We start from the raw sequence: 24942 nt of genomic DNA, 5'->3' as shown, positions 1-24942 counted from the left end.
CCCGGGGGTGAGGGCCAGGCCGCCGCCGGCGTGGCCCTCACCCCGACGTCACAGGAACGCCTGGTCCTCGCCGCGGTAGGTGGGGGCTTCGGCGACGATCCGGTCGTCGTCGACCAGGTGGAACGCGTCGACGTGTTCGGCCAGTTCGCCCGCCTTGGCGTGGCGGAACCAGACGCGGTCGCCGATCCGCAACCGTCGGGCGGCGGGGCCCAGCAAGGGGGACTGGACCTCGCCGGCGCCCTCCATGGCGCGGAAGCGCAGGCCGGCGGGGAACACCGGCAGCGGCAGCCGGTCGGGGCCGGGCGGCCCCGACGCGGTCCAGCCGCCGCCGAGCACCGTGGCGACATCGGGGGCGGGCCGGCGCACCACGGGCAGCGCGAAGTAGGCCGCCGGGCGCGGCCGGAACGCGCGGTAGCCGTCGAAGAGGGCGGGGCCGTAGAGGCCCGAGCCGGCGGCCACCTCCGTCACCGCCGGCTCGGCCGCGGTGCGCTCCAGGCTGCCCGTGCCGCCGCCGTTCACGAACTCGAGGTCGGCGACCGCGCGGACGGCGGCCACCACCGCGGCGCGGCGTTCGCGCAGCTCCGTGGCGGACGCGCGCTGCATCGCCCGCACGGCGAGGCCGCGCAGCGGGGATCCGGGCGGGGCGTCCCCGACGCCTGCCGTCTGCGACTCGTAGGCCATCAGCCCGACGAGCCGGAACTCGGGGCGGTCTGCCACCGCGCGGGCCAGCGACAGGGCCGAGGCGGGGGTGTGGACGGGGGAACGGCGCGCCCCGATGTGCAGTCGGTCGCCGAACAGGCGTAGCGACGCGTCGAGTTCCAGACAGAGACGCAGCGGAAGGTTCGGGGTGGGGCGGGCGGCCTCCCGCAGGAAGTCGAGGTGTTCGACCGAGTCGACCATCAACGTCACCCGGCGGGCGAGCAGTTCGTCCCCGGCGAGGCGTCGCAGGGCGGCGCGGTCGGCCGTGGGGTAGCCGACCACCACATCCTCGTGGTCGGAGGCGAGCCAGAGGGCCTCCGGCAGGGTGAAGGCGAGGGCGCCCCGGAAGCCGCGCCGGGCCAGGACGCGTTCGGTCAGGGCGCGGCAGCGCAGCGATTTGCTCGCCACCCGGATCGGCTTGCCGAGCGCCCGGCGGGCGAGGTCGGCGGCGTTGGCGTCGTAGGCGGTCAGGTCCACGACCGCGAACGGCGGTTCGAAGGCGGCCGTGGCGCGTTCCAGCCGTTCGTGGGTCTCGTCGCCGACGGCCCCCTGCGGCATAGTGGCGGGTGCGCTCATCCGGGCCTCCGGTCCTGGCCGTGCACCGGCGACGGTCGGCCGGATGCCGACCACCGTAACGGTGTCGCCGCCAGGGGGAACCCGTGGTGCGGCGCGGAACCTCAAGGAGGAGCGGGAGATGACGGCTGCGACCGGGTGGCGGAACTGGTCGGGGACGGCGAGCGCGCGCCCGGCGCGGGTGGAACACCCGGCCACGGTCGAGGAGTTGTCGCTGGCCGTCCGGCGGGCCGTCGGCGAGGGGCTGCGCGTCAAGGCGGTGGGCAGCGGCCACTCGTTCACCGGGGTGGCCGTCACCGACGGGGTGCTGCTGCGGATGGACGCGCTGGACGCCCCGATCGACGTGGACACCCGCTCCGGGCTGGTCACCGTCGAGTCGGGTATGCCGCTGCACCGGCTGAACACCGTGCTGGCGGCACACGGCCTGGCCATGACCAACCTCGGCGACATCGACCGGCAGACGGTGTCGGGCGCCATCTCCACCGGCACGCATGGCACCGGGGCCCGTTCGGGCGGCCTGGCGGCGCAGGTGCGGGCGCTCCGGCTCGTCCTCGCCGACGGCTCGGTCGTGCGGTGCTCGGCGGACGAGCGGCCCGACGTGTTCGCCGCCGCCCGCGTCGGCCTCGGCGCCCTCGGGGTGATCGCGAGCGTCACCCTCCAGTGCGAGCCCGCCTTCGTGCTGCACGCCGCCGAGGGGCCCATGCGGCTGTCGGACGTCCTCGGCGGCCTCGACGAACTCCTGGAGCGGAACGAGCACTTCGAGTTCTACTGGTTCCCGCACACCGATCTCGCCCTCACCAAGCGCAACAACCGGCTCGCCGAGGGCGAGCGGCCCCGTCCGCTGGGCCGGGCGCGGGCCTGGTTCGACGACGAGTTCCTCTCCAACACCCTCTTCGAGGCGGTCTGTCGGCTGGGCTCGGCGGCGCCACGGGCGATACCCCGGCTCAACGCGCTCAGCGGCCGGGCGCTTTCGGCGCGCGCCTACACCCAGGAGTCGCACCGCGTGTTCGTCTCCCCGCGCCGCGTCGTCTTCCGCGAGATGGAGTACGCCGTCCCCAGGGAGTCGGTGACGGAGGTGGTGCGGGCGATCCACCGCTGGGTGGCGGACAGCGGCGAGCGGATCGCGTTCCCGGTGGAGGTGCGCTTCGCGCCGGCCGACGACGTCTGGCTCTCCACGGCCTACCGGCGCGACACGGCCTATGTGGCGGTGCACCAGTACCACCGGTTGCCGTACGAGCGGTACTTCCGCGCCGTCGCCGCCATCGCCGACGCGGTGGGCGGCCGGCCGCACTGGGGCAAGCTCCACTGGCTCGCCGCCGACACCCTGCGCGGGCGCTACCCGCGCTTCGACGACTTCCGGGCCGTCCGCGACCGCCTCGACCCGGCCGGCACCTTCGCCAACCCCTACCTCGACCGGGTCCTCGGGGCGGCGCCGGATCAGCGGGGGCTGACGTAGTCCCCGCTGATCGCGAGGCCGGCGCGGTGCATCCGGATGGCGATCAGCGGGATGCGGGGGCGCAGCAGCCGCTCGGACGGGGCGGCGACGGCGATGGCGGCGATCGGCGCCCGGGTGTGGTCGCGGATCACGACGCCGACGGCCGACACGTCCTCGGCGCTCTCCCCGTGGTTGGTGGCGTAGCCGACGCGGGCGACGGTGGCGAGATGTCGTTCGATGTCCTCCAGGCTGGCCAGGGTGCGGCCGGTGAGGGTCTGCACCCCGCGCGGGTAGAGGGAGCGGACCTGCTCGGGCGGGAGGGCGGCGAGGATGGCCTTGCCAGCCGAGGTGGAGTGGGCCGGCAGGACCATGCCGATCCGCAGCCCGACCCGCAGCGGCTGGGCGCTCTCCACCCCGTCGACGAAGCGGGCCCCGTTGCCCTCAAGCACCACCAGGTGCACCGTCTCCCCGGTGTCCTCGGAGAGCGCCCTGAGATGGGGTTTGGCCACCTGCCGCAGGTCGAGGCGGCCCAGGGCGCGCAGTCCCGCGTCCGCCAGCGCGGGTCCCGGGCGGTAGACGTGGCCGCCGGCGCGGGTGGCGAAGCCGCGGAAGGTGAGCGTGGACAGCAGCCGGTGGGCGGTCGACCGGGCGACGCCGAGCAGGTCGGCGGCCTCGTAGACGCGGAGTTCGCCGTGCTCCCCCAGGGCGTGGATCAGCCGCAGGGCGTTGTCCACCGAGGTGAGGCTGTAGGGCGGCGGGGCATCCTCGGCGGTGCCGTCCCCCGCGCCGTGCGAGGGGGGTGACCCCTCGACGGAAGGGGGGCGTCCTGGCGTGGCTGACACGTCACTCCTGTCGGTTGACGAGGTCCTTGTCATAGGCGGCGACCTTCTTGTAGCCGTCCGAGATCGCCGCCATCTCCTCGGTGCTGATGACGTCCTCGATGCGGTCGAAGGGACGGTCGCCGGTGCGCTCGTAGACCTCCTTGAGGATCGTATCCGGCGGCCTGATCCGGTTGGTCCTGACCACGGAGGTGGTGGCCGGCAGCCGTTCGGCCTCGTAGTGGCGCAGCGCGGCGCGGGGGTCGCCGGGGTTGTTCTCCAGTGCCAGGCGCAGGGCGTGGGCGTCGAGGACGGCCTGTCCGGCGCCGTTGGAGCCCCGGGGCACCATGGGGTGGGCGGCGTCGCCGAGGAGGGTGACGGCGCCGAAGGTCCAGCGCGGCAGCGGGTCCTGGTCGACCATCGGGTACTCCAGGATGGTGTCGGCCCCCCGGATCAGGCCCGGCACATCGAGCCAGTCGAAGCGCCAGTCGGCGAAGACGTCGATGAAGTCGGCCAGGCGCCCCGAGCGGTTCCAGTCGCGGCTGACCCGCTGGGGGCGTTCCACCTCGGCGACCCAGTTGACCAGCTGGTTGCCCGCCTGGTCGGCGCGGTCCCTGACCGGGTAGATGACCATCTTCCCCGAGGCGAGCCAGCCGGCGCGCACCATGCTGGCGCCGGTGAGGAACGCCGGCCAGGGGGTGACGCCGCGCCACATGGTGACGCCGGAGTACCGGGGGGTGCCCTCGTCGGGGTAGAACTGCGCGCGGACCGCCGAGTGGATGCCGTCGCAGGCGATGACGACGTCGGCGCGCTCGGTGCCGGTGGCGCCGGTGGTCGCGTCCGTCACGGTGACCGCGACGTGGTCCTCCCGGTCGGCGACGGCGGTGACGCGCCGGCCCAGCTCGACGGCCCCCTCGCCGAGCCGTTCGCGGACGGCGGCCAGCAGGCCCAGCTGTGCGTCGCCCCGGTGGATGGATATCTGGGGCTGCGCGTAGCCCGCGTGCCGGCCGACCGGCTCGCGGTAGACGAGCTGGCCGAAGCGGTTGAAGAAGACCGACTCGCGGGTCTCGACCCCGGTGGCCTCCAGGCTTTCGGCGATGTCGAGCCGGGCGAGGTCGCGCACCGCGTGCGGCAGCAGGTTGATGCCGGCGCCGATCGGCTGGATCCGCGGCGCCGCCTCCAGGACGCGGCAGGGGATGCCGGCCTGATGGAGTTCGAGGGCGAGGGTGAGTCCCCCGATGCCCGCGCCGACCACGAGAACGTTCATGGGCTTTGCCTTTCTTGGTCACGACCACGGTGGCGGTCGTCCGTGCCGCGCGCCGTGGGGGCCACCACAGGGGGTGACCGTTTCCCCTTCTGGGGGGTGCGTGGCCGGTGACGTCGCCACCCGCCCGCTCGCGGCGGGGAGTGGCCTGCCAGGCTCGTCTGCTGATCCTGATTCTTCCTTGCGGAACGGACGGATTGTCCCCGTCCGGCCCGGGATCTCAGCTGTTGCAGCAGTAGATCGGCTTCTGAGACTACGGCTCCGCACCCCGGCGACCGGCTGGCGGAAAGCCAGATTCGTCATAGAAGAATCCTGATGGCAGAAACCCCCGAGGTGTCGTGGCGCACTTATGTTGCTTGGACCCGCACCAGCCCATCGCGGTGCGTGACGTTGGAGGTGCTCCACGGTGAACGACACAGCGGTCGTGGGCCGTACCGGCTCGGGTCTCCCCGGAGGGAGAGCCACGGTCGTGACCGGGGGCACCCATGGCCATCGCCTCCTCCACCGTGCACCTGGGGGGACCTCCCCTCGCCCGCGAGACCGGGCGGGACGGCGGTACCGCCTGGCCTCCGTGACATGGCACGCCGAACCCGGCGGCCGGTGGGGCCTGTTCGACCAAGACGGAATCGACCTGGACACGCTCCTGCCATGAGGCGCCGCGCGGCCCGTCCACGGACGGCCGCCGCGCCAGGGCTCGGGACGGCCCGGAAGGAAGGAGACAACGATGAGACACCACACCCTACGAACGGCGGTGGCCGCCGGCGTGCTGCTCTGCGTGGGCGCCTGCGGCGCCTCGACGGGGCCGGACGCCTCGGGAGGCGAGGGGGAGGGCTCCGGCGGCGTCATCAGGATCGGCGAGACGGACGGCGTTCCCTCGGCGTTCCTGCGGTTCGGCGTGCAGCAGGGCGTCTTCGAGGAGCACGGCATCGAGCTGCGGATCGACGCCTCGGCCGGCGGCGCGGCGGCGATACCCGCGCTGGTCGGCGGCAACCTGGACATCGCGGGGTCCAACGTCGTCAGCGGCCTGCTGGCGGCGGAGCGCGGCCTGCCGCTGCGGATGATCGCGCCCGGTACCTTCGCCACCGACGACCCGACGGCCGACTTCTCGGCGGTGCTGGCCGCCGAGGGGTCGGGCATCGAGGCGGCGGATGACCTGGCCGGCGCCTCCATCGCGGTGAACACGCTGGAGAACATCGGCGACATCACCATCGAGGCGGCGCTTGAGGAGCGCGGCGTCGACACCTCGGGGGTCGAGTTCGTCGAGCTGGGCTTCCCCGACATGCTGCCGGCGCTGGCCAACGGGCAGATCGACGCGGCCTGGGTCATCGAGCCGTTCCTGACGATGGGCGTCAACGACGGGCTGACGCCCGTGCTGTGGCCCTATGTCGAGTCCATGGAGGGCCTTCAGATCGGCTCCTACCTCACCACCCAGGACTTCGCGGAGCGCGACCCCGAGGCGGTGGCCGCCTTCCAGGCCGCGATCGCCGACACCGCCGAGCTGGTCACCGAGGACCCGGACGCGTTCCGGCAGGCCCTCCCCGAGATCGAGGAGCTCGAACCGGCCATCGCCGACGCCATGATCCTGCCGGGCTTCCACAGCGAGGTGGACGTGGCCTCGCTGGAGTTCCTGGCGGACCGGATGGTGAGGAGCGGATTCGTCGATGACGAGATCGACCTCGACGCCCTCCTCGGCCGCTGAGCGGGCGCGGACTTCACCATGACCGAGACGACGACCGAGACGACGACCGAGACGACCGAGACGACCGTGGTGCGCGAGGCGCCCGAGGACGCGCTGCTCGTGGTGGTCGACGTGCAGAACGACTTCTGTCATCCGGCGGGCACCATGGCCGCCGCCGGCCGGGACCTGACCGCCGTACACCGGGCCGTCGACCGGATCGAGGTGCTGGTCGACGCGGCCCGCGGGGCCGACGTCCCCGTGGTCTTCGTCCGCACCGAGCACGGCCCCGGTCTCGACTCGGCCGCCTGGCGGCACCGCCTCGCCCCCGGCATCGGCCCCGGGTTCGAGCCGGCCGGGCCGAACTGTCGGCGCGGGGGCTGGGGCGCCGAGTTCTACCGGGTGGCGCCACGGCCGGGCGAGTGGGTCGCGGTCAAGCACCGCTACAGCGCGTTCACCGGGCCCGGCTTCGTGGAGCGCCTCGCGGGCCACGGGCGGCGTTCGCTGCTGTTCTGCGGCGTCACCACGGACGTGTGCGTGGAGAGTTCGCTGCGCTCGGCGGTCGACCACGACTATCTGGCGACGCTGGTCGAGGACGCGTGTGCCGCCTACACCGAGGCGGAGCACGCGGCCTCGGTCGCGGTCGTCGAGCGGAGCTTCGGAAGGGCCGTCGCCACCGACGCGCTGGTCGGCCGGTGGCGGAGAAGAAGCTGAAGACATTGGAGAGAAGGGGTGAATCGTGATGGCTGAGCCGAGTGCCACCCACCATCCGTACCCGGTCGAGGGAAGCGGGCGCCGCCCATGACCACGACCGTCGCAGATCCGGCGCCGGCCCGCCCGACGGGCGCCGTCCGGCGCGGGCGCCCCGCGCGTCCGCCGCACCGAGGGCTGCTCGGACTCGGCGGCGTGGCCACCCTGGCCGCCGTCGTCGAGCTGCTGCCCCGCGTGGGCCTGGTCAACTCCCGTTTCATGCCGCCGTTCTCGGAGATGGTGTCCGCGCTGTCCGACCGGGTGGGCACCGCCGACTTCTGGCGGGCGCTCGGCGAGACCCTGACCACCTGGGGCATCGGCCTTTCGATCGCCGTGCTGGCCGGCACCCTGCTGGGCATGGTGATCGGCTCGGTCGGGTGGCTGCGGGAGACCACCGCCTCCCTGATCGAGTTCCTGCGTCCGATCCCCTCGGTCGCGCTGATCCCGCTGGCCGTGCTGCTGTACGGCACCGGCCGGGAGGCCACCCTGCTGCTGGTGATCTACGCCAGCTTCTGGCAGGTGCTGCTCCAGGTGCTGGCCGGGGTCAGGGACATCGACCCCGTCGCCAGGGACACCGCCAGGTCCTACCGGTTCCGGCGGCTCACCACGGCCACCCGGCTGGCGTGGCCGACCACGCTGCCGTACGCGGTGGTCGGCTTCCGGCTGGCCGCGAGCGTGGCGCTGATCCTCACCGTGACCGGCGAGTTGATCATCGGCACGGACGGCATCGGCCGGCTGATCGCCGTGGCGCAGACCTCGGGCGCGGTGGCCTCCATGTACGCCCTGATCATCGTCACCGGCCTGTTGGGCGTCGCCGTCAACCTCCTGGCGCGCCTGGTGGAACGCCGTCTGCTGCGTTGGCACCCCTCCGTGCGACAGGAGTCCGCCTCATGACCGCCGTCATACCCACGCGTTCCGCCAGGTCGGCCACGCGCCGTCGGCGGGGCGCCGGCCGGGGCGCGCTGGCCCTGGGCCGTTCGCTGCTCGTCACCCTGGGCCTGCCGGCGGTGGTGGTCGCCGTGTGGTGGGTGGTGTCGGAGGACTTCAACAGCTTCTACTTCCCGCCGCTGCGCGAGATCCTGGAGGTGTTCGGACCCACCTGGTTCGAGGGCCGGATCACCAGCGAGCTGCTGCCCTCGCTCGGGCGGCTGAGCGCCGGCTACGCGCTGGCCCTGGTGCTCGGGATCGCCCTCGGCGTGCCGATCGGATCGTCGGCGCGGCTGCGGGCGTTCGTCGAGCCGGTGTTGGAGTTCTTCCGCGCCATCCCGCCGCCGGTGATGGTGCCCGTCCTGATGCTGTTCTTCGGCATCGGCACCACGATGAAGATCGTGGTGATCGCCACCGGGGCGCTGTGGCCGATCCTGCTCAACACGGTGGAGGGTGTGCGCGGCATCGACCCGCTGCTGCGGGACACCGCCCGCACGTACCGGCTGCGCCCGGTGACCCGGCTGCGGACCGTGATCCTGCGGGGCGCCAGCCCGCAGATCTTCACCGGAGCCCGCCAGGCGCTGTCCATCGCGATCATCCTGATGGTGATCTCCGAGATGTTCGCCGCCAACAACGGGCTCGGCTTCACCATCATCCAGTTCCAGCGCAGCTTCTCCCTGCCGCAGATGTGGACGGGAATCCTGCTGCTCGGACTGGTCGGTGTCCTGCTGTCCCTGCTCTTCCGTGCCGTCGAACGCGTCGTTCTGGCCTGGTACCGGGGACAGCGCCAGTCGCAACGAGGAGGTTCCTGATGACCGTCGACACCCCACGCACCGACCGTCCCCCCGTCCGCGCCGACCTGTTGCGGGTGTCGGGCCTGAACAAGGTGTACGAGTCCTCCGCCGGCTCGACCGAGGCGATCCGCGATCTCACCTTCTCCGTCAGCGACGGCGAGATGGTGTGCATCGTCGGCCCCTCGGGGGCGGGCAAGACCACCCTGCTGCGCTGTATCGCCGGACTGCTGCCCCCGACGCGGGGCGACGTCGCGCTGGAGGACACGGCCATCTCGGGCCCGCCCGAGGGCATGGCCGTCGTCTTCCAGGACTACGCCCGCAGCCTGTTCCCCTGGCTGACGGTGGCCGGGAACGTCGATCTGCCGCTGCGGGAGAAGGGCTTGGGCAAGGCGGAGCGGCGCCGCCTGGTCGACGAGTCCCTTGAGGCCGTCGGCCTGGCCGACGTGCCGAACTCCTACCCGTGGCAGCTGTCCGGCGGGATGCAGCAGCGCGTCGCCATCGCCCGCGCGGTGGCCTACGAGCCGGACATCCTGCTGATGGACGAGCCGTTCGCCGCCGTCGACGCCCAGACCAGGGCCGATCTGGAGGATCTGGTCCGGCAGCTGTGGCACCGGCTGGGGATCACGCTGCTGTTCGTCACCCATGACATCGACGAGGCCATCTATCTGGGCCAGCGGGTGCTGGTCCTCTCCGGACGGCCCACCGTGATCATGGAGGACGTCACCGTCGATCTGCCGAACGAGCGCGAGCAGTTGGGCACCCGCAACCTGCCGAGGTTCGCCGAACTGCGCACCCATGTCCATGAACTGGTGCAGAAGGCCAAGCGGGGCCACCGCCCCGACGAGCCGAACGACCTGACGAAGGGAGCGACCCGATGACCGTCGACGAACCACCCGCGGGACACGGTTCGGTCGCCAATGCCATGACAGCGGGCGACAGTCCTGAACTCGACCAGCTCTACCGGGACTTCGCCTCGGCGAACCTGGTTCCGCTGTGGACCCAGCTCGGCGATCTGATGCCGATGCACCCCGCGCCCAGGGCCGAGGCCCATGTGTGGCGCTGGAACGCGCTGTACCCGCTGGCCAGGCGGGCCGGCGATCTGGTGCCGGTCGGCCGGGGCGGGGAACGCCGCGCGATCGCGCTGGCCAACCCCGGGCTCGCCCCCAGCGCCTACGCCACCCCCACCCTCTGGGCCGCCATCCAGTACCTCGGCGCGCGCGAGACCGCGCCCGAACACCGGCACTCCCAGAACGCGTTCCGCTTCGTGGTGGAGGGCGAGGGCGTGTGGACGGTCGTCGACGGGGACCCCGTCCGGATGAGCCGGGGCGACTTCCTGCTCACCCCCGGCTGGCACTTCCACGGCCACCACAACGAGACCGACCAGCCGATGGCATGGCTCGACGGCCTGGACATCCCCTTCTCCCACTACACCGACGTCGGCTTCTTCGAGTTCGGCTCGGACCGGGTCACCGACTACGCCACGCCCAACTTCTCCCGTGGCGAACGCCTCTGGTGCCACCCCGGGTTGCGTCCGCTCTCCGGCCTCAGGAACACCGTCTCCTCGCCCATCGGCGCCTACCGCTGGGAGCACACGGACCGGGCGTTGAACGAGCAGCTGCTGCTTGAGGAGGAGGGGCAGCCGGCCACCGTGGAGCAGGGCCACGCCGCGGTCCGGTATGTCAACCCGACCACCGGTGGCGATGTGATGCCCACCATCAGGGCCGAGTTCCACCGGCTGCGCCCGGGAGTCGCGACCGCCACCCGCCGGGAGGTCGGCTCCAGCGTCTTCCAGGTGTTCGACGGCAGGGGCCGCGTCCTGCTGGACGGCACCCCGCACGATCTCGGCACCGGCGACCTGTTCGTGGTGCCGTCCTGGGTCCCGTTCTCGCTCCAGGCCGAGACCGGCTTCGACCTGTTCCGCTTCTCCGACGCTCCGATCATGGAGCGCCTGCACTTCGCCCGCACCCATATCGAGGGAGACGACCGATGAGGTTGGCCACCATCCGACTGCCGCAGGGCGGCACCGCAGCGGCCCGCGTGACCGGGGACACCGCGACCGAGCTCGGGTACCCGGACGTCGGCGCCCTGCTGGCGGCCGGCGGCCTCGCGTCCGCCCGCACCGCCGACGGGCCCGTCCACGCCTGGGCCGATGTCCCGCTGGCACCCGTGGTGCCCCGGCCGGGGAAGATCCTCTGCGTCGGGCTCAACTACCGCACGCACATCCTGGAGATGGGCCGGGAGCTGCCCACCGCCCCCACCGTCTTCAGCAAGTACCCGGAGGCGCTGGTCGGCCCGCGCGACCCGGTCGTCATCCCGCCGGAGTCCCAGCAGGTGGACTGGGAGGGCGAGTTGGCCGTGGTGGTCGGCGAGACGGTGCGGCGCGCCGACGCGGCGACGGCCCAGGCCGCCATCGCCGGCTACGCGGTCCTCAACGACGTGACCATGCGGGACTGGCAGTACCGCACGCTCCAGTGGCTGCCGGGCAAGTCCTTCGAGTCGAGCACCCCGTTCGGCCCGGTGCTGGTCACCCCCGACGAGTTCGCCCTCGGCGGCGCGCTGGTGACCGCCGTCGACGGCGTGGAGGTGCAGCGCACCACCACGGACGATCTGGTGTTCGGCCCCGCCGAGCTGATCTCCTACCTGTCGACCGTGATGACGCTGCGCCCCGGCGACGTGATCGCCACCGGCACCCCTGGCGGTGTGGGCCACGCCCGCAAGCCGGCCCGCTATCTGACGCCGGGGCAGATCCTCACCACCACGGTCGAGGGGATCGGCACCCTCACCAACCGGGTGGTGGCCGAGGCCCTCCCCCTCGACGCCACGGCCGAACCCGTGGTGTCCCGGACATGACGGGCGGCGATCTGGCCGAGGCCCGCGCCGCGCTGCGGGCCAGGCAGGGCGCGGGCGCCCGCTACGACGCGCCGAACGCGCCGGCCACGGAGCTGGCCTGGGCCAGGGCCGGCACGGCGTTCTTCGCCCGCGCGCTTGACGGGCTGACCGACCGGGATCTGGCGGGCCCCAGCCGGCTGCCGGGGTGGAGCCGCGCCGCGCTGGTGGCCCATGTCGGATACAACGCGCGCGCCCTGACCCGGCTCTGCGAGTGGAGCAGGACGGGCGTCGAGCGGCCGATGTACGCCTCGGCCGACCAGCGGGCCCGGGAGATCGCGCTCGGCGCCTCGCTCCCGGCGCGGGCGCTGCGCTCCCTGTTCGCGCACTCCGAGACGCATCTCGACGTGGAGTGGCGGGATCTGCCGGACGCGGCCTGGGACGCGGAGGTGGTGACGGCCCAGGGCCGTACCGTTCCGGCGCGGGAGACGGCGTGGATGCGGACCCGTGAGGTGTGGGTGCACGCCGTGGACCTGGGCGGCGGCGCCCGGTTCGCCGATCTGCCGCCCGACCTGCTGGACCGGCTGGCGGACGATGTGCTGGCCGCCTGGCGGCGGCGCGGCGAGGCGGCGCCGCCGGCCCTGGTGCCGACCGACCGGGCGGCCCGGCCCGGGGGCGACGGGGGCGTGGGCCCCGCGGTCAGCGGCCGGATGAGCGATCTGGTCCGGTGGCTGACCGGACGGGGTGCCAGGCGGCTCGACGTGGCGGGGCCGCTCCCGGACCTGCCCCGCTGGCTGTAGGCGGGGGCCTGGTCTAGAGGGCCGCGGTCAGCTCCCTGGCCGCCTCGCGGCCGGCGCGGTTGGCGCCGACGGTGGACTGGGAGGGACCGAAGCCGATCAGATGGACGCGCGGCTCGGCCGCGACCCGGGTGCCGCGCATCGCGATGCCGCCGCGCGCGTTGCGCAGCCCCAGCGGGTCCAGGTGCCGCAGTGCGGCCTTGAAGCCGGTGGCCCACAGGATGGCGTCGAGCGCGGTGAACGAGCCGTCGGCCTCGCGGACGCCGAGGGGTTCGATCGAGGTGAACATGGGGCGCCGCCGCAGGGCGCCCCGCTCCTTGGCCGCGACGGCGTAGGACGTCCAGCCCAGGCCCGTGTAGGAGACGACGCTGCCGGTGGGGTTGCCCGCCGCCACGTCGGCGCTGACCCGTTCGATGGTCCGCCTGCCCTCCTCCTCGGGGCGGAAGTCGCCGTCGAGGAAGACCGGTTCGCGGCGGGTGTACCAGAGGGTGGTGGCCACCCGGGAGATCTCCTCCAGCTGCTGGACGGCGGAGATCCCGCCGCCCACCACCGCGACGCGCCGCCCGGCCAACTCGTCGGCCGACACGTAGTCGCGGGTGTGCAACTGCCGGCCCTCGAAGGTCTCCTGGCCCGGGTAGTAGGGGCGCACCGGGTTGGTCCAGGTGCCGGTGGCGTTGACGATCGCCCCGGCGCGCCAGCGTCCCGTGGAGGAGGCGACCAGCAGCTCGCCGTGCGGGTCGGCGTCGGCGCGGGTGACGGCGGTGACCGTGACGGGGCGGAGGATCGGCAGCCCGGCGGTGCGCTCGAAGTCCTCGAAGTAGCGGGGCACGGCGGCGCGGCTCGCCTCGTCGGGGTCGATCGGCGGCTGGGGGAAGCTCGGCAGGTCGAAGATCCCGTTGACCGTCGCCATCCGCAGCGACTCCCAGCGGTGCCGCCAGGCGCCGCCGGCGCCGCCCTCCGCGTCCAGCATCACGAAGGTGCGGGCCGCCCCCGGGTCGGTCAGGGCGCTGGCGAAGCCACGTCGCCTCAGGTGGTATCCGGCCGAGAGGCCGGCCTGGCCGGCGCCGATGACCAGCACGGTGGCGCGGCGCTCAGCGGTGGTGGGCACGGCGGTCAGCCGAACTGGACCGACCGCTTGGCCAGTCCCATCCAGAAGCCGTCGATGACGCTGCGTTGGGTGGTCAGTTCGCCCGCGGCTTCGGCCGCGCCCATCGTGACGAAGAGCGGCGCGAAGTGTTCGGTGCGCGGGTGCGCCAGCGTCCCCGAGGGGGACGCGTGGGCGAAGTCGAGCAGCGCGTCGGCGTCTCCGGCGTCGAGCGCGCGGCGCCCCCAGTCGTCGAAGTCGGCGGACCAGGAGGGGATGCCGCCCTCCTTGAGCGCGGCGAGGTTGTGGGTGAAGAAGCCGGAGCCGATGATCAGGACGCCCTGGTCGCGCAGCGGCGCGAGGCGGCGGCCGACGTCCATCAGCCGTTCCGGGTCGAGGGTGGGCAGGGAGATCTGGAGGACCGGCACATCGGCCTCCGGGTACATCTCCACCAGCGGGACGTAGGCCCCGTGGTCGAGCCCCCGCTCCGGCACGTCCTGTACCGGCATCCCGGGGGAACGGAGCAACTTCCGGATGTCGGCTGCCAGTTCGGGGGCACCGGGCGGGGCGTAGCGCACCTGGTAGTAGCGTTCGGGGAAGCCCCAGAAGTCGTAGACCAGCGGCGTCGGGCGGGTGGCGCCCAGGGCCAGCGGAGCCTCCTCCCAGTGCGCGGAGACCATCAGGATCGCCGTGGGCCTGGCCAGCGCCCCTGACCAGGCGGCGAGCTGGTCCGGCCAGAGCGCGTCGTCCGCCAGCGGCGGAGCGCCGTGGGAAAGGTAGAGCGCGGGCATCCGTCCCGGGTGAGGTGCGAGCGACACGGGAACCTCTCCTAACGCCTCGACTGAATCCTCGGAACATCCTGGAACACCCTTGAATGTTCTTGAATGTTCAACCACTTCCGTGTCCCAGCCTACCTCCCGGCCGGAGCGTACGGGACCGCGGGCGGTCGGCGGTCAGAGGTCGGCGGCCAGGCGGGTCAGGGTGTGGGCGATCGGCTCCGCGCGCGCCTGGCGGTGGCCGGTGCCCGCCCACAGATGGATCAGGTCGGTGTCGCCCGCCCCGGCGGCGGCCCGGCGCAGCGGGGCGGTGAGGTGGTGCAGGGCGGGATAGCCGAGCGGCGCGGCCTGGCCGTAGCGCTCGGTGAAGCGGTTGCGCAGGGCGCGGGCCGGGCGGCCGGTGAAGGCGCGGGTGAGCACGGTCCCGGTGAACGCCGGGTCGGCGAGCGCGGCCCGGTGGGGCGCCGAGGCGCCGCTCTCGTCGGTGCGCAGCAGCACGGTGCCGACCGCCGCCGCCTCGGCTCCGGCGCGGAGCGCGGTGGCGACGTCGGCCGGGGTGGCAAGACCGCCGGTGGCGATCAGCGGGAGCGGCGTCGCCCGGCGGACGGCGGCGAGGAGATCGGGCAACGGTGTCCCGGCGAGGGGCCGCCCGGGGGTGAGGGTGGCGGAGTGACCGCCGGCGGCGGTGGCCTGGACGACGAGGCCCTCGACGCCGACCTCGGCGGCGGCGCGGGCCTCGGCGGGCGAGGTGACCGTCTGGAGCACGGTGCTGCCGGCCGCCCGCAGCGCCGCCACCACGCCGGGCTCGGGCAGGCCGAAGGTGAAGGAGACGACCGGCACCGGATCGGCGCGCAGCAGCTCGATCTTGGCGGCCCAGTGGTCGTCGTCCTCGTTGACCGGCGACGGGGTGAGGCTCACCCCGTGGCGCCGCGCCTCGGGGCGCAGCAGCTCGGCGTAGGCCCGGTACGCGTCCTCGGGGACGGGCACCGGGTTGGGCGCGAAGAGGTTGACGCCGAACGGGAGCCCCGCCGGGCGGACGGCGGCGAGCTGGGCGGCGAGGTCGTCCGGGGTCCGGTAGCCGGCGGCGAGGAAGCCGAGGCCACCGGCGCGGGCGGTGGCCAGGACGAGGTCCGGGGTGCTGGGGCCGCCCGCCATCGGGGCGGCGACCAACGGCAGGGTGCGGCCGAGGTGGTGGAGGAGGGGCATGGCGGCGGCTCCTGGGTGGCGCATGGCGGTCGTCGTGGTGCGAGTGTGCCGGATCGGCCGACGCCCGGGACGCACAGGGGGTCGGCCCGTTCAGCCGCCGCGCAGCACCCGGGACAGGCCGAGGGCCGCGGTGCGCACCGCCGGGGCGAGCTGGGCCGGGCGGAAACGGGCCCTGGGAACGGCGACCGAGAGGGCGGCGACGGCGCCGCCCGAGCCGAAGACCGGGGCGGCTATGCAGCTGACGCCGAGCGCCGCCTCCTGCTCCTCGTAGGCCAGGCCGGCGGCCTGGGCCTGCTCGACCGCGGTGCGCAGCCGGACCGGGTCGGTGATCGAGTGGGGCGTCAGCCCCGGCAGCGGCGCGGCGAACACCTCTTCGGCCAACTCGGCGCTGGAGAAGGCGAGTAGCGCCTTGCCCACGCCCGTGCAGGTCAGCGGGAGGCTGCCGCCGATCCGGGACGGCAGGGGCAGCACGTCATGCCCGTGGATGCGTTCCACGTACACCACCTCGTGGCCCTCCCGCACGCCGAGGTGCACCGTCTCCCTGGTGGCCTCGAACAGGTCCTGGAGGAACGGCAGCGCGGCCTCCCGCAGCGCGCGGCGCCGTGGCACACGGGCGCCCAACTCGAAGAGCTTGCCGCCGAGTTGGTAGTGGGTGCCGGAACGCTCCAACCAGCCGATGGCCATCAGGTCGGCGGCCAGCCGATGGACCGTCGCCTTGGGCAGCCCCGTGCGGTTGGCGAGTTCCGTCAGACGAAACGGCCCCCCGGTCGGCAGAAAGCATTCCAGCAGGAAAGCTGACTTCTCCAGCATGCTGCTGCGCTCTTCGTTCCGTGTCACGGAACGAAGCTTGCCCGACCTCGGAGGCCACGTCTATACCGGGGGCATCGTCCGTCCCAGCGGAAGGAACGCCTCCATGTCCCACCCCCCGACGCCGCCGCCCGTGGCGCCAGCCCCCGAGGACGGAGGGGACCCGGCCGTGGCGCGGGCCGCCGACCTCCTCGCCGAGGCGGCCCGCAGCGGCGTCCCCTGCCCTCCCGTGCGCACGCTTCTCGCGGGTGGCGACGCCGAGACCGCGTATGCCGTGCAACGTCTGGGCACCGCCCGTGGGCTCGCCGCCGGGCGGCGGATCGTCGGGCGCAAGATCGGGCTCACCTCCCCCGCCGTCCAGCGGCAACTCGGCGTCGATCAGCCGGACTTCGGCGCCCTGTTCGCCGATATGGCGGTGCCGGACGGCGGGCTGGTCCCGGCCGGCCGGCTGCTCCAGCCCAAGGTGGAGGCCGAGGTCGCCCTGGTGCTCGGCCGGGATCTGCCGCACGCCGCGTGCACGGTCGCGGATGTGCTGCGGGCCGTCGACTTCGCCCTGCCGGCGCTGGAGATCGTCGACAGCCGGATCGCCGGCTGGGACATCACCTTCGCCGACACCGTCGCCGACAACGCCTCCAGCGGACTGTTCGTGCTGGGCGGCACCCCCGTCCCGCTGACCGGCCTCGATCTGCGCGGGGTGCGGATGACGCTGACCCGGGGCGGCGCCGAGGTCTCCACCGGGAGCGGCGCCGACTGCCTGGGCAGCCCGCTCAACTCCGCCGCCTGGCTGGCGTCCGTGCTGTCCGGGGCGGGTGACGCGCTGCGTGCCGGCGACATCGTGCTCACCGGCGCCCTGGGGCCGATGGTCCCCGCAGCGCCGGGCGACTCCTTCGAGGCGCGGATCTCCTCGCTCGGCGCGGTCCGGGTCTCGTTCGGCGCCCAAGGGTCCGGCGTCGGGGAGTCCGGCGCTGAGGGGGGCCGGCGATGAGCGCCCACTCCCCCGCCGCGCGCACCGGGGTCGCGGTCATCGGATCGGGGAACATCGGCACCGATCTGATGATCAAGGTGCTGCGGCTCTCCGAGACCCTGGAGATGGTGGCGATGGCCGGCATCGACCCGGACTCCGACGGCCTCGCCCGCGCCCGGCGTCTGAAGGTCGCCACCACGCACGACGGCGTCGAAGGACTGGTCGCCCTGGACGAGTTCGCCGATGTGCGGCTGGTCTTCGACGCGACGTCCGCCGGCGCCCACCGGCACCACGACGAGGTACTGCGGAACCACGGCAGGACGGTGGTGGACCTGACCCCGGCCGCGCTCGGCCCCTATCTGGTGCCCCCGGTCAACGGGGACGCCCATCTCGACGCGCCCAACGTCAACATGGTCACCTGCGGTGGGCAGGCCACCATCCCCGTCGTGGCCGCCGTCTCGGCCGTCACCCCCGTGCACTACGCCGAGATCGTGGCCTCCATCGCCTCCCGCTCGGCCGGCCCTGGCACCCGGGCGAACATCGACGAGTTCACCGAGACCACAGCCGCCGCCATCGAGCGGGTGGGCGGCGCGGCGCGCGGCAAGGCGGTGATCGTCCTCAACCCGGCCGAACCACCGCTGATCATGCGTGACACCGTGCACTGCCTGGTCTCCGACGCCGACCGGGAGGCCGTCGGCGCCTCGGTGGCGGCGATGGTGGCGCGGGTCCGCGGCTATGTGCCCGGCTACCGGCTCAAGCAGGACGTGCAGTTCGAGTCCGTGGCCCCCGACGACCCGCTGCGCGGGCTGCTGCCAGCGGCCGGCGGCGACGCCACCAAGGTCTCGGTCTTCCTGGAGGTGGAGGGCGCCGCCCACTACCTGCCGGCGTACGCCGGGAACCTCGACATCATGACCTCGGCCGCGCTGCGCACCGCCGAGCGCATGGCCACGCACGCCAACTCCCGTGAGGCGGACCCCCGATGACCGACGAAGGGACCCCCAGGACGGCCGGGCCCGCGCTCTATGTCCAGGACGTCACCCTGCGGGACGGCATGCACGCCCTGCGGCACCGCTACACCACGGGGCAGGCGCGGACCATCGCCGCCGCCCTGGACGGCGCCGGTGTCGCGGCCATCGAGATCGCCCACGGCGACGGCCTCTCGGGCTCCAGCATCACCTACGGGGTGGGCGCCCACACCGACTGGGAGTGGATCGAGGCGGTCGTCGGCGCGACCCACCGCGCCGTTCCCACCACGCTGCTGCTGCCCGGCATCGGCACGGTCGGCGATCTCAGGCGGGCCCACGCGCTCGGCATCCGCTCGGTGCGGGTGGCCACCCACTGCACCGAGGCCGATGTCTCGGCCCAGCACATCGCCGCGGCCCGCGAGTTGGGCATGGACGTGGCGGGGTTCCTGATGATGTCGCACCTGGCCGAACCGGCCGAACTGGCCCGGCAGGCCAAGCTGATGGAGTCCTACGGCGCGGCCTGCGTCTATGTGACGGACTCCGGCGGCCGGCTCACCATGGACGGCGTCCGCGACCGGCTGCGCGCCTACCGCGACGTGCTCGACCCGGCGACCGAGTTGGGCATCCACGCCCACCACAACCTGGGCCTGGGCGTGGCGAACACCGTGGTCGCCGTGGAGACGGGGGTCACCCGGGTCGACGCCTCGCTGGCGGGCCAGGGCGCCGGGGCGGGGAACTGCCCGCTGGAGGCGTTCGTCGCGACCGCCGACCTGATGGGCTGGGACCACGGCTGTGAGCTGTTCCCGCTGATGGACGCGGCGGACGACCTGGTGCGGCCCCTCCAGGACCGGGAGGTGCGGGTGGACCGGGAGACCCTCACCCTCGGCTACGCGGGCGTCTACTCCAGCTTTCTGCGGCACGCGGAGGCCGCCGCCGCCCGGTACGGCCTGGACACCAGGTCGATCCTGGTCGAGGTCGGCCGACGGGGCCTCGTCGGCGGCCAGGAGGACATGATCACCGACATCGCCCTTGACCTGGCGGCGCGTTGGGCCGATAGTCGTTCCACCCCATCGCTATGAATGTATTGATTACAGTGATTTCCTGTTCCATACTCTCGATAGCCGGAAGGACATCCCCGCATGAGTGAGTGGACCATCGAGAGCACCGTCGACGAGCTGCTGCGCCGAGAGCGGGAGCGCACGGACGGCGGCCGGATCACCGACCGGTGGCCGGGACTTGACCTGGAGACGGCCTATCGGGCCCAGGACGCGCTGCTCGCCCGCAAGCAGCGGGCCGGGGAGCGGGTGGTCGGCGTCAAGCTGGGGCTCACCTCCGAGGCCAAGCAGCGCCGGATGGGCATCGACTCCCCGCTCACCGGGTGGCTCACCGACGCGATGGTGCTGCCGGTCGGCGAACCGGTCAGGATGGACGAGATGATCCACCCCCGGGTGGAGCCGGAGATCGTCTTCACCATGGGCCGCCGGCTGGCCGGCCCCGAGGTGACGGTGGAGCAGGCGCTGGACGCGGTGGCCACGGTGCACGCCGGGTTCGAGGTCATCGACAGCCGCTACCGGGACTTCAGCTTCGCCCTGCCGGATGTCGTCGCCGACAACGCCTCGTCCTGCCGCTTCACCGTCTCCGCCGAGTCCTTCGCCCCCGACGGGCTCGATCTGGTCGGCGAGATCTGCCAACTCTCCGTCGACGGCGACCTGGTGGACACCGCGACGGGCTCGGCCGTCCAGGGCCATCCCGCCCAGGCGCTCGCCCTCGCCGCCAACGACCTGGCCCGCCGGGGGCTGGCCATCGAGGCGGGGTGGACCGTGCTCACCGGCGGACTCACCGACGCCGTATTCGTCGAACCCGGCCGGACGATCTCCGCCGCGTTCACCACGTTGGGCAGCCTGGCGCTGACCGGGAAGCGCTGAGGACACCCCTCCGAGGCCGCCTCCCCGACCCACGTTCCCCGCCTACCTCGGGGCCGCCCCGCCGGCCCCGCCCACGGTCCGCTCCGCGTCTCGGCGCCGCGGCCTGGTTCCCGCCTCGGGCGCGTCGTCGCGTCCACTGGCGGCCCGCACCATCCATCGCCGTCGCCCCAGGGCGGTCATCAGCAGCGTCTTTCCCGGAACATGGAGTGTCTGGCATGCCGTTTTCCTGTCGCCCCAAAGGACTCGCCGCGGTCGCGGCCACCGCCGCCCTCGCCCTCACCTCGCTGACCGCCTGCGGCTCGGACGGAGGCGGCACCGACTCCGGCTCCGGCTCGGGTCCGGACGAGATCACCCTCGGAGTGATCCCGATCATCGACATCGCCCCGATCAGACTCGGCATCGAGCAGGGCTTCTTCGCCGATCGCGATCTGGACCTCACCCTCCAGGAGTCGCAGGGCGGCGCGGCGATCGTGCCGGCCGTGATCAGCGGGGACTACCAGTTCGGATACTCCAACCTCGTCAGCCTGCTGATCGCCAAGAGCGAGAACGTGCCGGTGGAACTGATCTCCGTCGGCGCCCGCGCCTCCGACGACCCGATGGACGACGGCTCCGGCCAACTGATGACGACCGACCCCGGCATCACCGAGGTCGACGACCTGCGCGGTACGACGATCGCCGTGAACACGCTGCTCGGCATCAACGAGGTGGCCGTGCGCTCCACCCTGGAGGCCGGCGGCCTGGAGCGCGACGACGTCACCCTGGTCGAGGTGCCCATCCCCAACATGCCGGCGGCGCTGGCCTCGGGCGATGTGGACGCGGCCATGATGAGCGAGCCGTTCATCACCGTCACCGAGGAGCAGGGCGGCCACGCGCTGCCCGTCAGCTACGCCGCCATGGGCGACCAGCTGCCGTTCGCCGGATGGTTCGCCTCCGAGTCCTACGCGGCCCAGAACCCCGAGGTCGTCGAGCGTTTCCAGGCGGCCCTTGAGGAGTCCCTGCGCTACGCCGAGGAGCACCCCGACGAGGCGCGGGCCGCGCTCAACACCTATCTGGACCTGGAGGACGGCATCAGCGAGGCGGTCACGCTGCCGGGTTGGGACCCGACGACCGACCGGGACGAGATCGAGCGGCTGGCCCGACTCAGCGTCGACGCCGGCCTGATCGAGAACCTGGACCCGCTGGATCGCCTGCTCGGCGACTGAGCGTCCGCCCCCGAGAGACAGGCCCGAGCCCGACCCGTCGGAGATGATGTGAGTACTCAGCAACGCAGCGGCGCCGGGCGGCCGGCCGCGCCGCCGCCCGTGGCGGCCCGGCCGCCCGACCCCCCGGCCGCCCCCGCCGCAGAACCGGCCGTGCCCCGCGCCGGGGGCCTTCGCTCGTGGCTCGGGTCGCTGCCCGACGCGGTCTTCGGCGTGCTGGGCGTCCTCCTGTTCGCCGGCCTGCTGGAGGCGCTGCCGCGCGTCGGCGTGGTCTCCGCCGACTATCTGCCGCCGTTCAGCGACATGATCGGCGCGCTCGCCGAGGAGGCGGGGGAGAGCGCCTTCTGGACCGCGCTCCTGGACACCCTGCGGGGCTGGGCCTACGGGCTGGCCATCGCCTCCGCGCTCGGGGTGCTCCTGGGGCTGCTGATCGGGAGCTTCGACCTGCTGCGCAGGATCACCGCCTCCACCATCGAGTTCCTGCGGCCGATCCCCTCGGTCGCGCTGATCCCGCTGGCCGTCCTGGTCTACGGCACCGGGCTTGAGTCGACACTGCTGCTGGTGGTCTACGCCGCCCTCTGGCCGGTGCTGCTCCAGACCCTCGCCGGGGTGCGGGACGTCGATCCGGTGGCCAGGGACACGGCGGCCAGCTACGGGTTCACCCCCTGGGCGCGGCTGCGGTACGTGGTGTGGCCGACCGCCCTCCCCTACCTCATGACGGGCCTGCGGCTGTCCGCCTCGGTGGCGCTGATCCTGGCCGTCAGCTCGGAACTGATCATCGGCAGCCCGGGGTTGGGCAGCGAGATCGCCCGCGCCCAGTCGAGCAACGCGGTCGCCAGGATGTACGCCCTGGTCCTGGTGACGGGCGCGCTGGGGGTCTGCGTCAACGTGCTGGCGCGCGTCCTGGAGCGGCGCGTCCTGTCCTGGCACACCTCGGTGCGGACGGAGGCCGCGACATGAGAGCGCTGCGCGGCGGCGCCAAGGCGCTGCTCTTCCAACTCGGGCTGCCGGCGGTGCTGATCGGGCTGTGGTGGCTGCTCGCGGCCCGCAGCACCAACTTCTACTACCCGACGCTGGACGAGATCCTGTCGGCGTTCCGCGAGACCTGGTTCTCCGACCGGTTCGTGGACGACATCCTGCCCAGCCTGGGCCGTCTGCTGGCCGGCTATCTGGGCGCGGTGGTCATCGGTGTGGGGCTCGGTGTGCTGCTGGGCTCCCGGCGTCGACTGCGGGCCCTGCTGGAACCGGTGTTGGAGTTCTTCCGCGCCGTTCCGCCGCCGGTGTTGATCCCGGTGCTGATGCTGTTCAGCGGCATCGGCGACACCATGAAGATCGTGGTGATCATCACCGGAGCCGTCTGGCCGGTGCTGCTCAACACGGTGGAGGGGGTCCGGGCGATCGACGACGTGCTCGCCGACACCGCCCGCTGCTACGGGCTCGCGGGGCCGGCGAGGCTGCGACGGCTGGTGCTGCCCGCGGCCAGCCCGCAGATCGTGGCGGGCATGCGGCAGGCGCTGTCGATCTCGATCATCCTGATGGTGATCGGCGAGATGTTCGCCAGCTCCAGCGGACTCGGGTTCGCCATCGTCCAGTTCCAGCGGAGTTTCGCCATCCCCGAGATGTGGAGCGGGATCCTCCTGCTCGGCCTGCTGGGGTTCGGCCTCTCCCTGCTCTTCGGCCTTTTCGAGTCCCGCGTCCTGCGGTGGCACCGCGGCCTCCGCCAGTCCCAAAGAGGAGAGAAGTGAGCAGCAACGACAGCGCGTCCGCCGCGACCGCGGAATCCGGCCTGCTCGATGTCCGGGCCGTGCGGAAGATCTACCAGGGGTCGGGCCGGACCGTCGAGGCCGTGCGCGATCTGACGTTCCGGGTCGGCGCCGGCGATCTGGCGTGCATCGTCGGCCCTTCGGGGGCCGGCAAGACGACGCTGCTGAAGTGCGTCGCCGGCCTGCTGGCGCCCACCTCGGGCGAGGTGCGGCTCGGCGGCCAGCCGGTGCAGGGCCCGCCGCCGGACATGGCGGTCGTCTTCCAGGAGTACGGGCGCAGCCTCTTCCCCTGGATGACGGTCGAGGGGAACGTCGATCTGCCACTGCGGCAGAAGGGCGTCGCCAGGGGCCGCCGTGCCGAACTGGTGGCGCGCTCCCTGGAGTCGGTGGGTCTGAGGGATGTGCCGGACGCCTATCCCTGGCAGTTGTCCGGCGGCATGCAGCAGCGGGTGGCCATCGCCCGCGCCATCGCCTACGAACCGGCCGTGCTGCTGATGGACGAGCCGTTCGCGGCGGTCGACGCCCAGACCAGGGCCGAACTGGAGGATCTGACCCGGTCGTTGTGGCGTGAGCTGGGCATGACGGTGCTCTTCGTCACCCATGACATCGACGAGGCCGTCTATCTGGGGCAGCGGGTCCTGGTGCTCTCCGCCTCTCCGACGGTGGTCATGGAGGATGTCGTGGTCGACCTGCCCGAGGAGCGGGAGCAGCTGACGACCCGGTCGCTGCCGCGCTTCACCGAGTTGCGCGCGCGGGTCTACGGCCAGGTGCAGCGTGCCAAGACGTTCCACGCCGAGGCGGCGGCGGAAGGGGCCGGCGCGTGAGCGCGGGGCCGGCCGGCGCGCCGGCGCCGCGTCCGGATGTCCTCGCCGACACCCTGGCCGAGCTGACCTGGTACGAGGTGGAGGCGGCGGCCAGGCGGGGCGCCGTCCTGCTGTGGGCGTTCGGGGTGGTCGAGCAGCACGGGCCGCACCTGCCGACCGGCACCGACGTCTATGTGCCGAGCGCCCGGCTGCGCGAGGTGAGACGGCTGCTGGCCGAGCGGGACGTCGAGGCGCTGATCGTGCCCGCCTACTACTGGGGCGTCAACGTGGTCTCCGGCAGCTTCCCGGCGTCCTGGGGGGTCCGGCCCGAGCTGATGGAACAGGTGATGGCCGATCTCCTCGCGGGAATGGCGAGGGACGGGTTCGGGCATGTCTTCTGCTTCTCCGGGCACGGCGACGCGCTGCACAACCGGACGGTGCACGCGGGGGTGCGGGCCGGGCGCGCGCGCTCGGGCATCGACATCAGCTTCGTGCTGGAGCCCGAGTTGGCCGAGCGGCTCGGCCTGGATCCCGACGATCCCTGTCTGACCCGGCACGCCTCCCCGCCGCCCTCTCCCACCAGCGGTTCCGGGGAGGTCGACGTGCACGCCGGACGGTGGGAGACCTCGCTGATGATGCACGCGCACCCAGGGCTCGTCCGCGAGGACGTCCGGGCCCAGCTGGCCCCGACCGGGCTTGGGCCCGACCAACTGGCCGTGTGGCGGCGCGGATACGACGAGGCGCGGCGCACCACCCCGCTCGGCTACCTAGGCGATCCCGCCTCGGCCGGCCGGGAGGAGGGGCAGGAGACCCTGCGGACCGGCGCCGAGCTGGCGGCCGACGCCATCGAGGCCCGGTTGCGGAGCCAGGGTCACCGAGGCTGACGGCATTC

At 73.2% G+C, this 24942-nt stretch carries 25 protein-coding genes; 18 read left to right on the top strand and 7 right to left on the bottom strand.

Features of this window, described 5'->3' with window-relative positions; all coding sequences use genetic code 11:
- Window positions 1–48: 48 nt before the first annotated feature.
- Window positions 49–1275 carry an amino acid deaminase/aldolase gene (locus tag K4G22_RS30110; protein WP_228083630.1) on the bottom strand — a complete coding sequence of 409 codons (1227 nt, stop codon included), beginning with the start codon at window positions 1273–1275 and terminating at the stop codon, window positions 49–51.
- Window positions 1276–1393: 118 nt separating this feature from the next.
- Here K4G22_RS30110 and K4G22_RS30105 point away from each other — a divergent pair, with 118 nt between their 5' ends.
- Window positions 1394–2728: a D-arabinono-1,4-lactone oxidase gene (locus K4G22_RS30105; RefSeq protein WP_228084275.1), complete on the top strand. Its 1335-nt coding sequence runs from the start codon at window positions 1394–1396 to the stop codon at window positions 2726–2728.
- On the opposite strand, the gene K4G22_RS30100 is transcribed toward K4G22_RS30105, so the two are convergent.
- A complete protein-coding gene (locus tag K4G22_RS30100; RefSeq protein ID WP_228083629.1) occupies window positions 2710–3549 on the bottom strand; it encodes an IclR family transcriptional regulator in 840 nt (279 codons plus the stop codon). The two genes, K4G22_RS30105 and K4G22_RS30100, sit on opposite strands and share 19 nt — an antisense overlap.
- A gap of 1 nt (window position 3550) precedes the next feature.
- Entirely contained in the window at window positions 3551–4792 is a 1242-nt protein-coding gene (locus tag K4G22_RS30095; RefSeq protein WP_228083628.1) for a flavin-dependent oxidoreductase, read from the bottom strand.
- 721 nt (window positions 4793–5513) lie between these two features.
- Here K4G22_RS30095 and K4G22_RS30090 point away from each other — a divergent pair.
- From K4G22_RS30090 to K4G22_RS30055, 8 genes are all read left to right on the top strand, one after another.
- Complete coding sequence (locus tag K4G22_RS30090) at window positions 5514–6488, top strand: ABC transporter substrate-binding protein (RefSeq protein WP_228083627.1); 975 nt, start codon at window positions 5514–5516, stop codon at window positions 6486–6488.
- Between the two features lie 18 nt (window positions 6489–6506).
- Window positions 6507–7178: a cysteine hydrolase family protein gene (locus tag K4G22_RS30085; protein ID WP_228083626.1), complete on the top strand. Its 672-nt coding sequence runs from the start codon at window positions 6507–6509 to the stop codon at window positions 7176–7178.
- 87 nt (window positions 7179–7265) lie between these two features.
- Window positions 7266–8108, top strand: a complete 843-nt coding sequence (locus K4G22_RS30080) for an ABC transporter permease (RefSeq protein ID WP_228083625.1) — start codon at window positions 7266–7268, stop codon at window positions 8106–8108.
- The gene (locus K4G22_RS30075) at window positions 8105–8953 is read left to right on the top strand and encodes an ABC transporter permease (protein ID WP_228083624.1); all 849 of its coding nucleotides are present in this window, start codon (window positions 8105–8107) and stop codon (window positions 8951–8953) included. The genes K4G22_RS30080 and K4G22_RS30075 overlap by 4 nt, the downstream gene beginning before the upstream one ends.
- Window positions 8953–9813, top strand: coding sequence for an ABC transporter ATP-binding protein (locus K4G22_RS30070; RefSeq protein WP_228083623.1), 861 nt, complete (start codon window positions 8953–8955; stop codon window positions 9811–9813). The genes K4G22_RS30075 and K4G22_RS30070 overlap by 1 nt, the downstream gene beginning before the upstream one ends.
- Window positions 9814–9857: 44 nt before the next feature.
- Complete coding sequence (locus K4G22_RS30065; RefSeq protein WP_228084274.1) at window positions 9858–10925, top strand: cupin domain-containing protein; 1068 nt, start codon at window positions 9858–9860, stop codon at window positions 10923–10925.
- The gene (locus K4G22_RS30060) at window positions 10922–11785 is read left to right on the top strand and encodes a fumarylacetoacetate hydrolase family protein (protein WP_228083622.1); all 864 of its coding nucleotides are present in this window, start codon (window positions 10922–10924) and stop codon (window positions 11783–11785) included. Before K4G22_RS30065 ends, K4G22_RS30060 begins: the two co-directional genes overlap by 4 nt.
- The gene (locus tag K4G22_RS30055; protein ID WP_228083621.1) at window positions 11782–12561 is read left to right on the top strand and encodes a maleylpyruvate isomerase family mycothiol-dependent enzyme; all 780 of its coding nucleotides are present in this window, start codon (window positions 11782–11784) and stop codon (window positions 12559–12561) included. Before K4G22_RS30060 ends, K4G22_RS30055 begins: the two co-directional genes overlap by 4 nt.
- Before the next feature lie 13 nt (window positions 12562–12574).
- Here the strand turns inward: K4G22_RS30055 and K4G22_RS30050 are convergent, their stop codons facing one another.
- The 4 genes from K4G22_RS30050 to K4G22_RS30035 all read right to left on the bottom strand — a co-directional run bounded on the left by K4G22_RS30050 (window position 12575) and on the right by K4G22_RS30035 (window position 16434).
- Window positions 12575–13666 (bottom strand): NAD(P)-binding domain-containing protein, encoded by a 1092-nt coding sequence (locus tag K4G22_RS30050; protein WP_228083620.1) that lies wholly within the window; start codon window positions 13664–13666, stop codon window positions 12575–12577.
- A gap of 5 nt (window positions 13667–13671) precedes the next feature.
- Window positions 13672–14433: a dioxygenase family protein gene (locus K4G22_RS30045; RefSeq protein WP_228084273.1), complete on the bottom strand. Its 762-nt coding sequence runs from the start codon at window positions 14431–14433 to the stop codon at window positions 13672–13674.
- 162 nt (window positions 14434–14595) lie between these two features.
- Window positions 14596–15624, bottom strand: a complete 1029-nt coding sequence (locus K4G22_RS30040) for a nitronate monooxygenase (RefSeq protein WP_228083619.1) — start codon at window positions 15622–15624, stop codon at window positions 14596–14598.
- Between the two features lie 90 nt (window positions 15625–15714).
- Window positions 15715–16434 (bottom strand): IclR family transcriptional regulator, encoded by a 720-nt coding sequence (locus K4G22_RS30035; RefSeq protein WP_228084272.1) that lies wholly within the window; start codon window positions 16432–16434, stop codon window positions 15715–15717.
- 103 nt (window positions 16435–16537) lie between these two features.
- On the opposite strand from K4G22_RS30035, the gene K4G22_RS30030 reads away from it, so the two are divergent.
- The 9 genes from K4G22_RS30030 (at window position 16538) to K4G22_RS29990 (ending at window position 24934) form a co-directional block, all read left to right on the top strand.
- On the top strand, window positions 16538–17416 hold the full coding sequence (locus K4G22_RS30030; protein ID WP_228083618.1) for a 2-keto-4-pentenoate hydratase: 879 nt from the start codon (window positions 16538–16540) through the stop codon (window positions 17414–17416).
- Complete coding sequence (locus tag K4G22_RS30025) at window positions 17413–18378, top strand: acetaldehyde dehydrogenase (acetylating) (protein WP_228083617.1); 966 nt, start codon at window positions 17413–17415, stop codon at window positions 18376–18378. Before K4G22_RS30030 ends, K4G22_RS30025 begins: the two co-directional genes overlap by 4 nt.
- Complete coding sequence (gene dmpG, locus K4G22_RS30020) at window positions 18375–19439, top strand: 4-hydroxy-2-oxovalerate aldolase (protein WP_228083616.1); 1065 nt, start codon at window positions 18375–18377, stop codon at window positions 19437–19439. The genes K4G22_RS30025 and dmpG overlap by 4 nt, the downstream gene beginning before the upstream one ends.
- A gap of 60 nt (window positions 19440–19499) precedes the next feature.
- On the top strand, window positions 19500–20285 hold the full coding sequence (locus tag K4G22_RS30015; RefSeq protein ID WP_228083615.1) for a 2-keto-4-pentenoate hydratase: 786 nt from the start codon (window positions 19500–19502) through the stop codon (window positions 20283–20285).
- 215 nt (window positions 20286–20500) lie between these two features.
- Window positions 20501–21487 carry an ABC transporter substrate-binding protein gene (locus tag K4G22_RS30010; RefSeq protein ID WP_228083614.1) on the top strand — a complete coding sequence of 329 codons (987 nt, stop codon included), beginning with the start codon at window positions 20501–20503 and terminating at the stop codon, window positions 21485–21487.
- A 48-nt stretch (window positions 21488–21535) separates the two neighbouring features.
- A complete protein-coding gene (locus K4G22_RS30005) occupies window positions 21536–22444 on the top strand; it encodes an ABC transporter permease (RefSeq protein ID WP_228083613.1) in 909 nt (302 codons plus the stop codon).
- Window positions 22441–23229, top strand: coding sequence for an ABC transporter permease (locus tag K4G22_RS30000; protein ID WP_228083612.1), 789 nt, complete (start codon window positions 22441–22443; stop codon window positions 23227–23229). Before K4G22_RS30005 ends, K4G22_RS30000 begins: the two co-directional genes overlap by 4 nt.
- On the top strand, window positions 23226–24071 hold the full coding sequence (locus tag K4G22_RS29995; protein ID WP_228083611.1) for an ABC transporter ATP-binding protein: 846 nt from the start codon (window positions 23226–23228) through the stop codon (window positions 24069–24071). Before K4G22_RS30000 ends, K4G22_RS29995 begins: the two co-directional genes overlap by 4 nt.
- Window positions 24068–24934 (top strand): creatininase family protein, encoded by an 867-nt coding sequence (locus K4G22_RS29990; RefSeq protein WP_228083610.1) that lies wholly within the window; start codon window positions 24068–24070, stop codon window positions 24932–24934. Before K4G22_RS29995 ends, K4G22_RS29990 begins: the two co-directional genes overlap by 4 nt.
- Window positions 24935–24942 lie beyond the last annotated feature (8 nt).

Origin of the sequence: Streptomyces profundus (assembly GCF_020740535.1) — a bacterium.
GTDB classification, from domain to species: Bacteria; Actinomycetota; Actinomycetes; order Streptomycetales; family Streptomycetaceae; genus Streptomyces; species Streptomyces profundus.
Note: the sequence above shows the minus strand (reverse complement) of the source record. Positions and strands in the feature narration are given on the sequence as shown.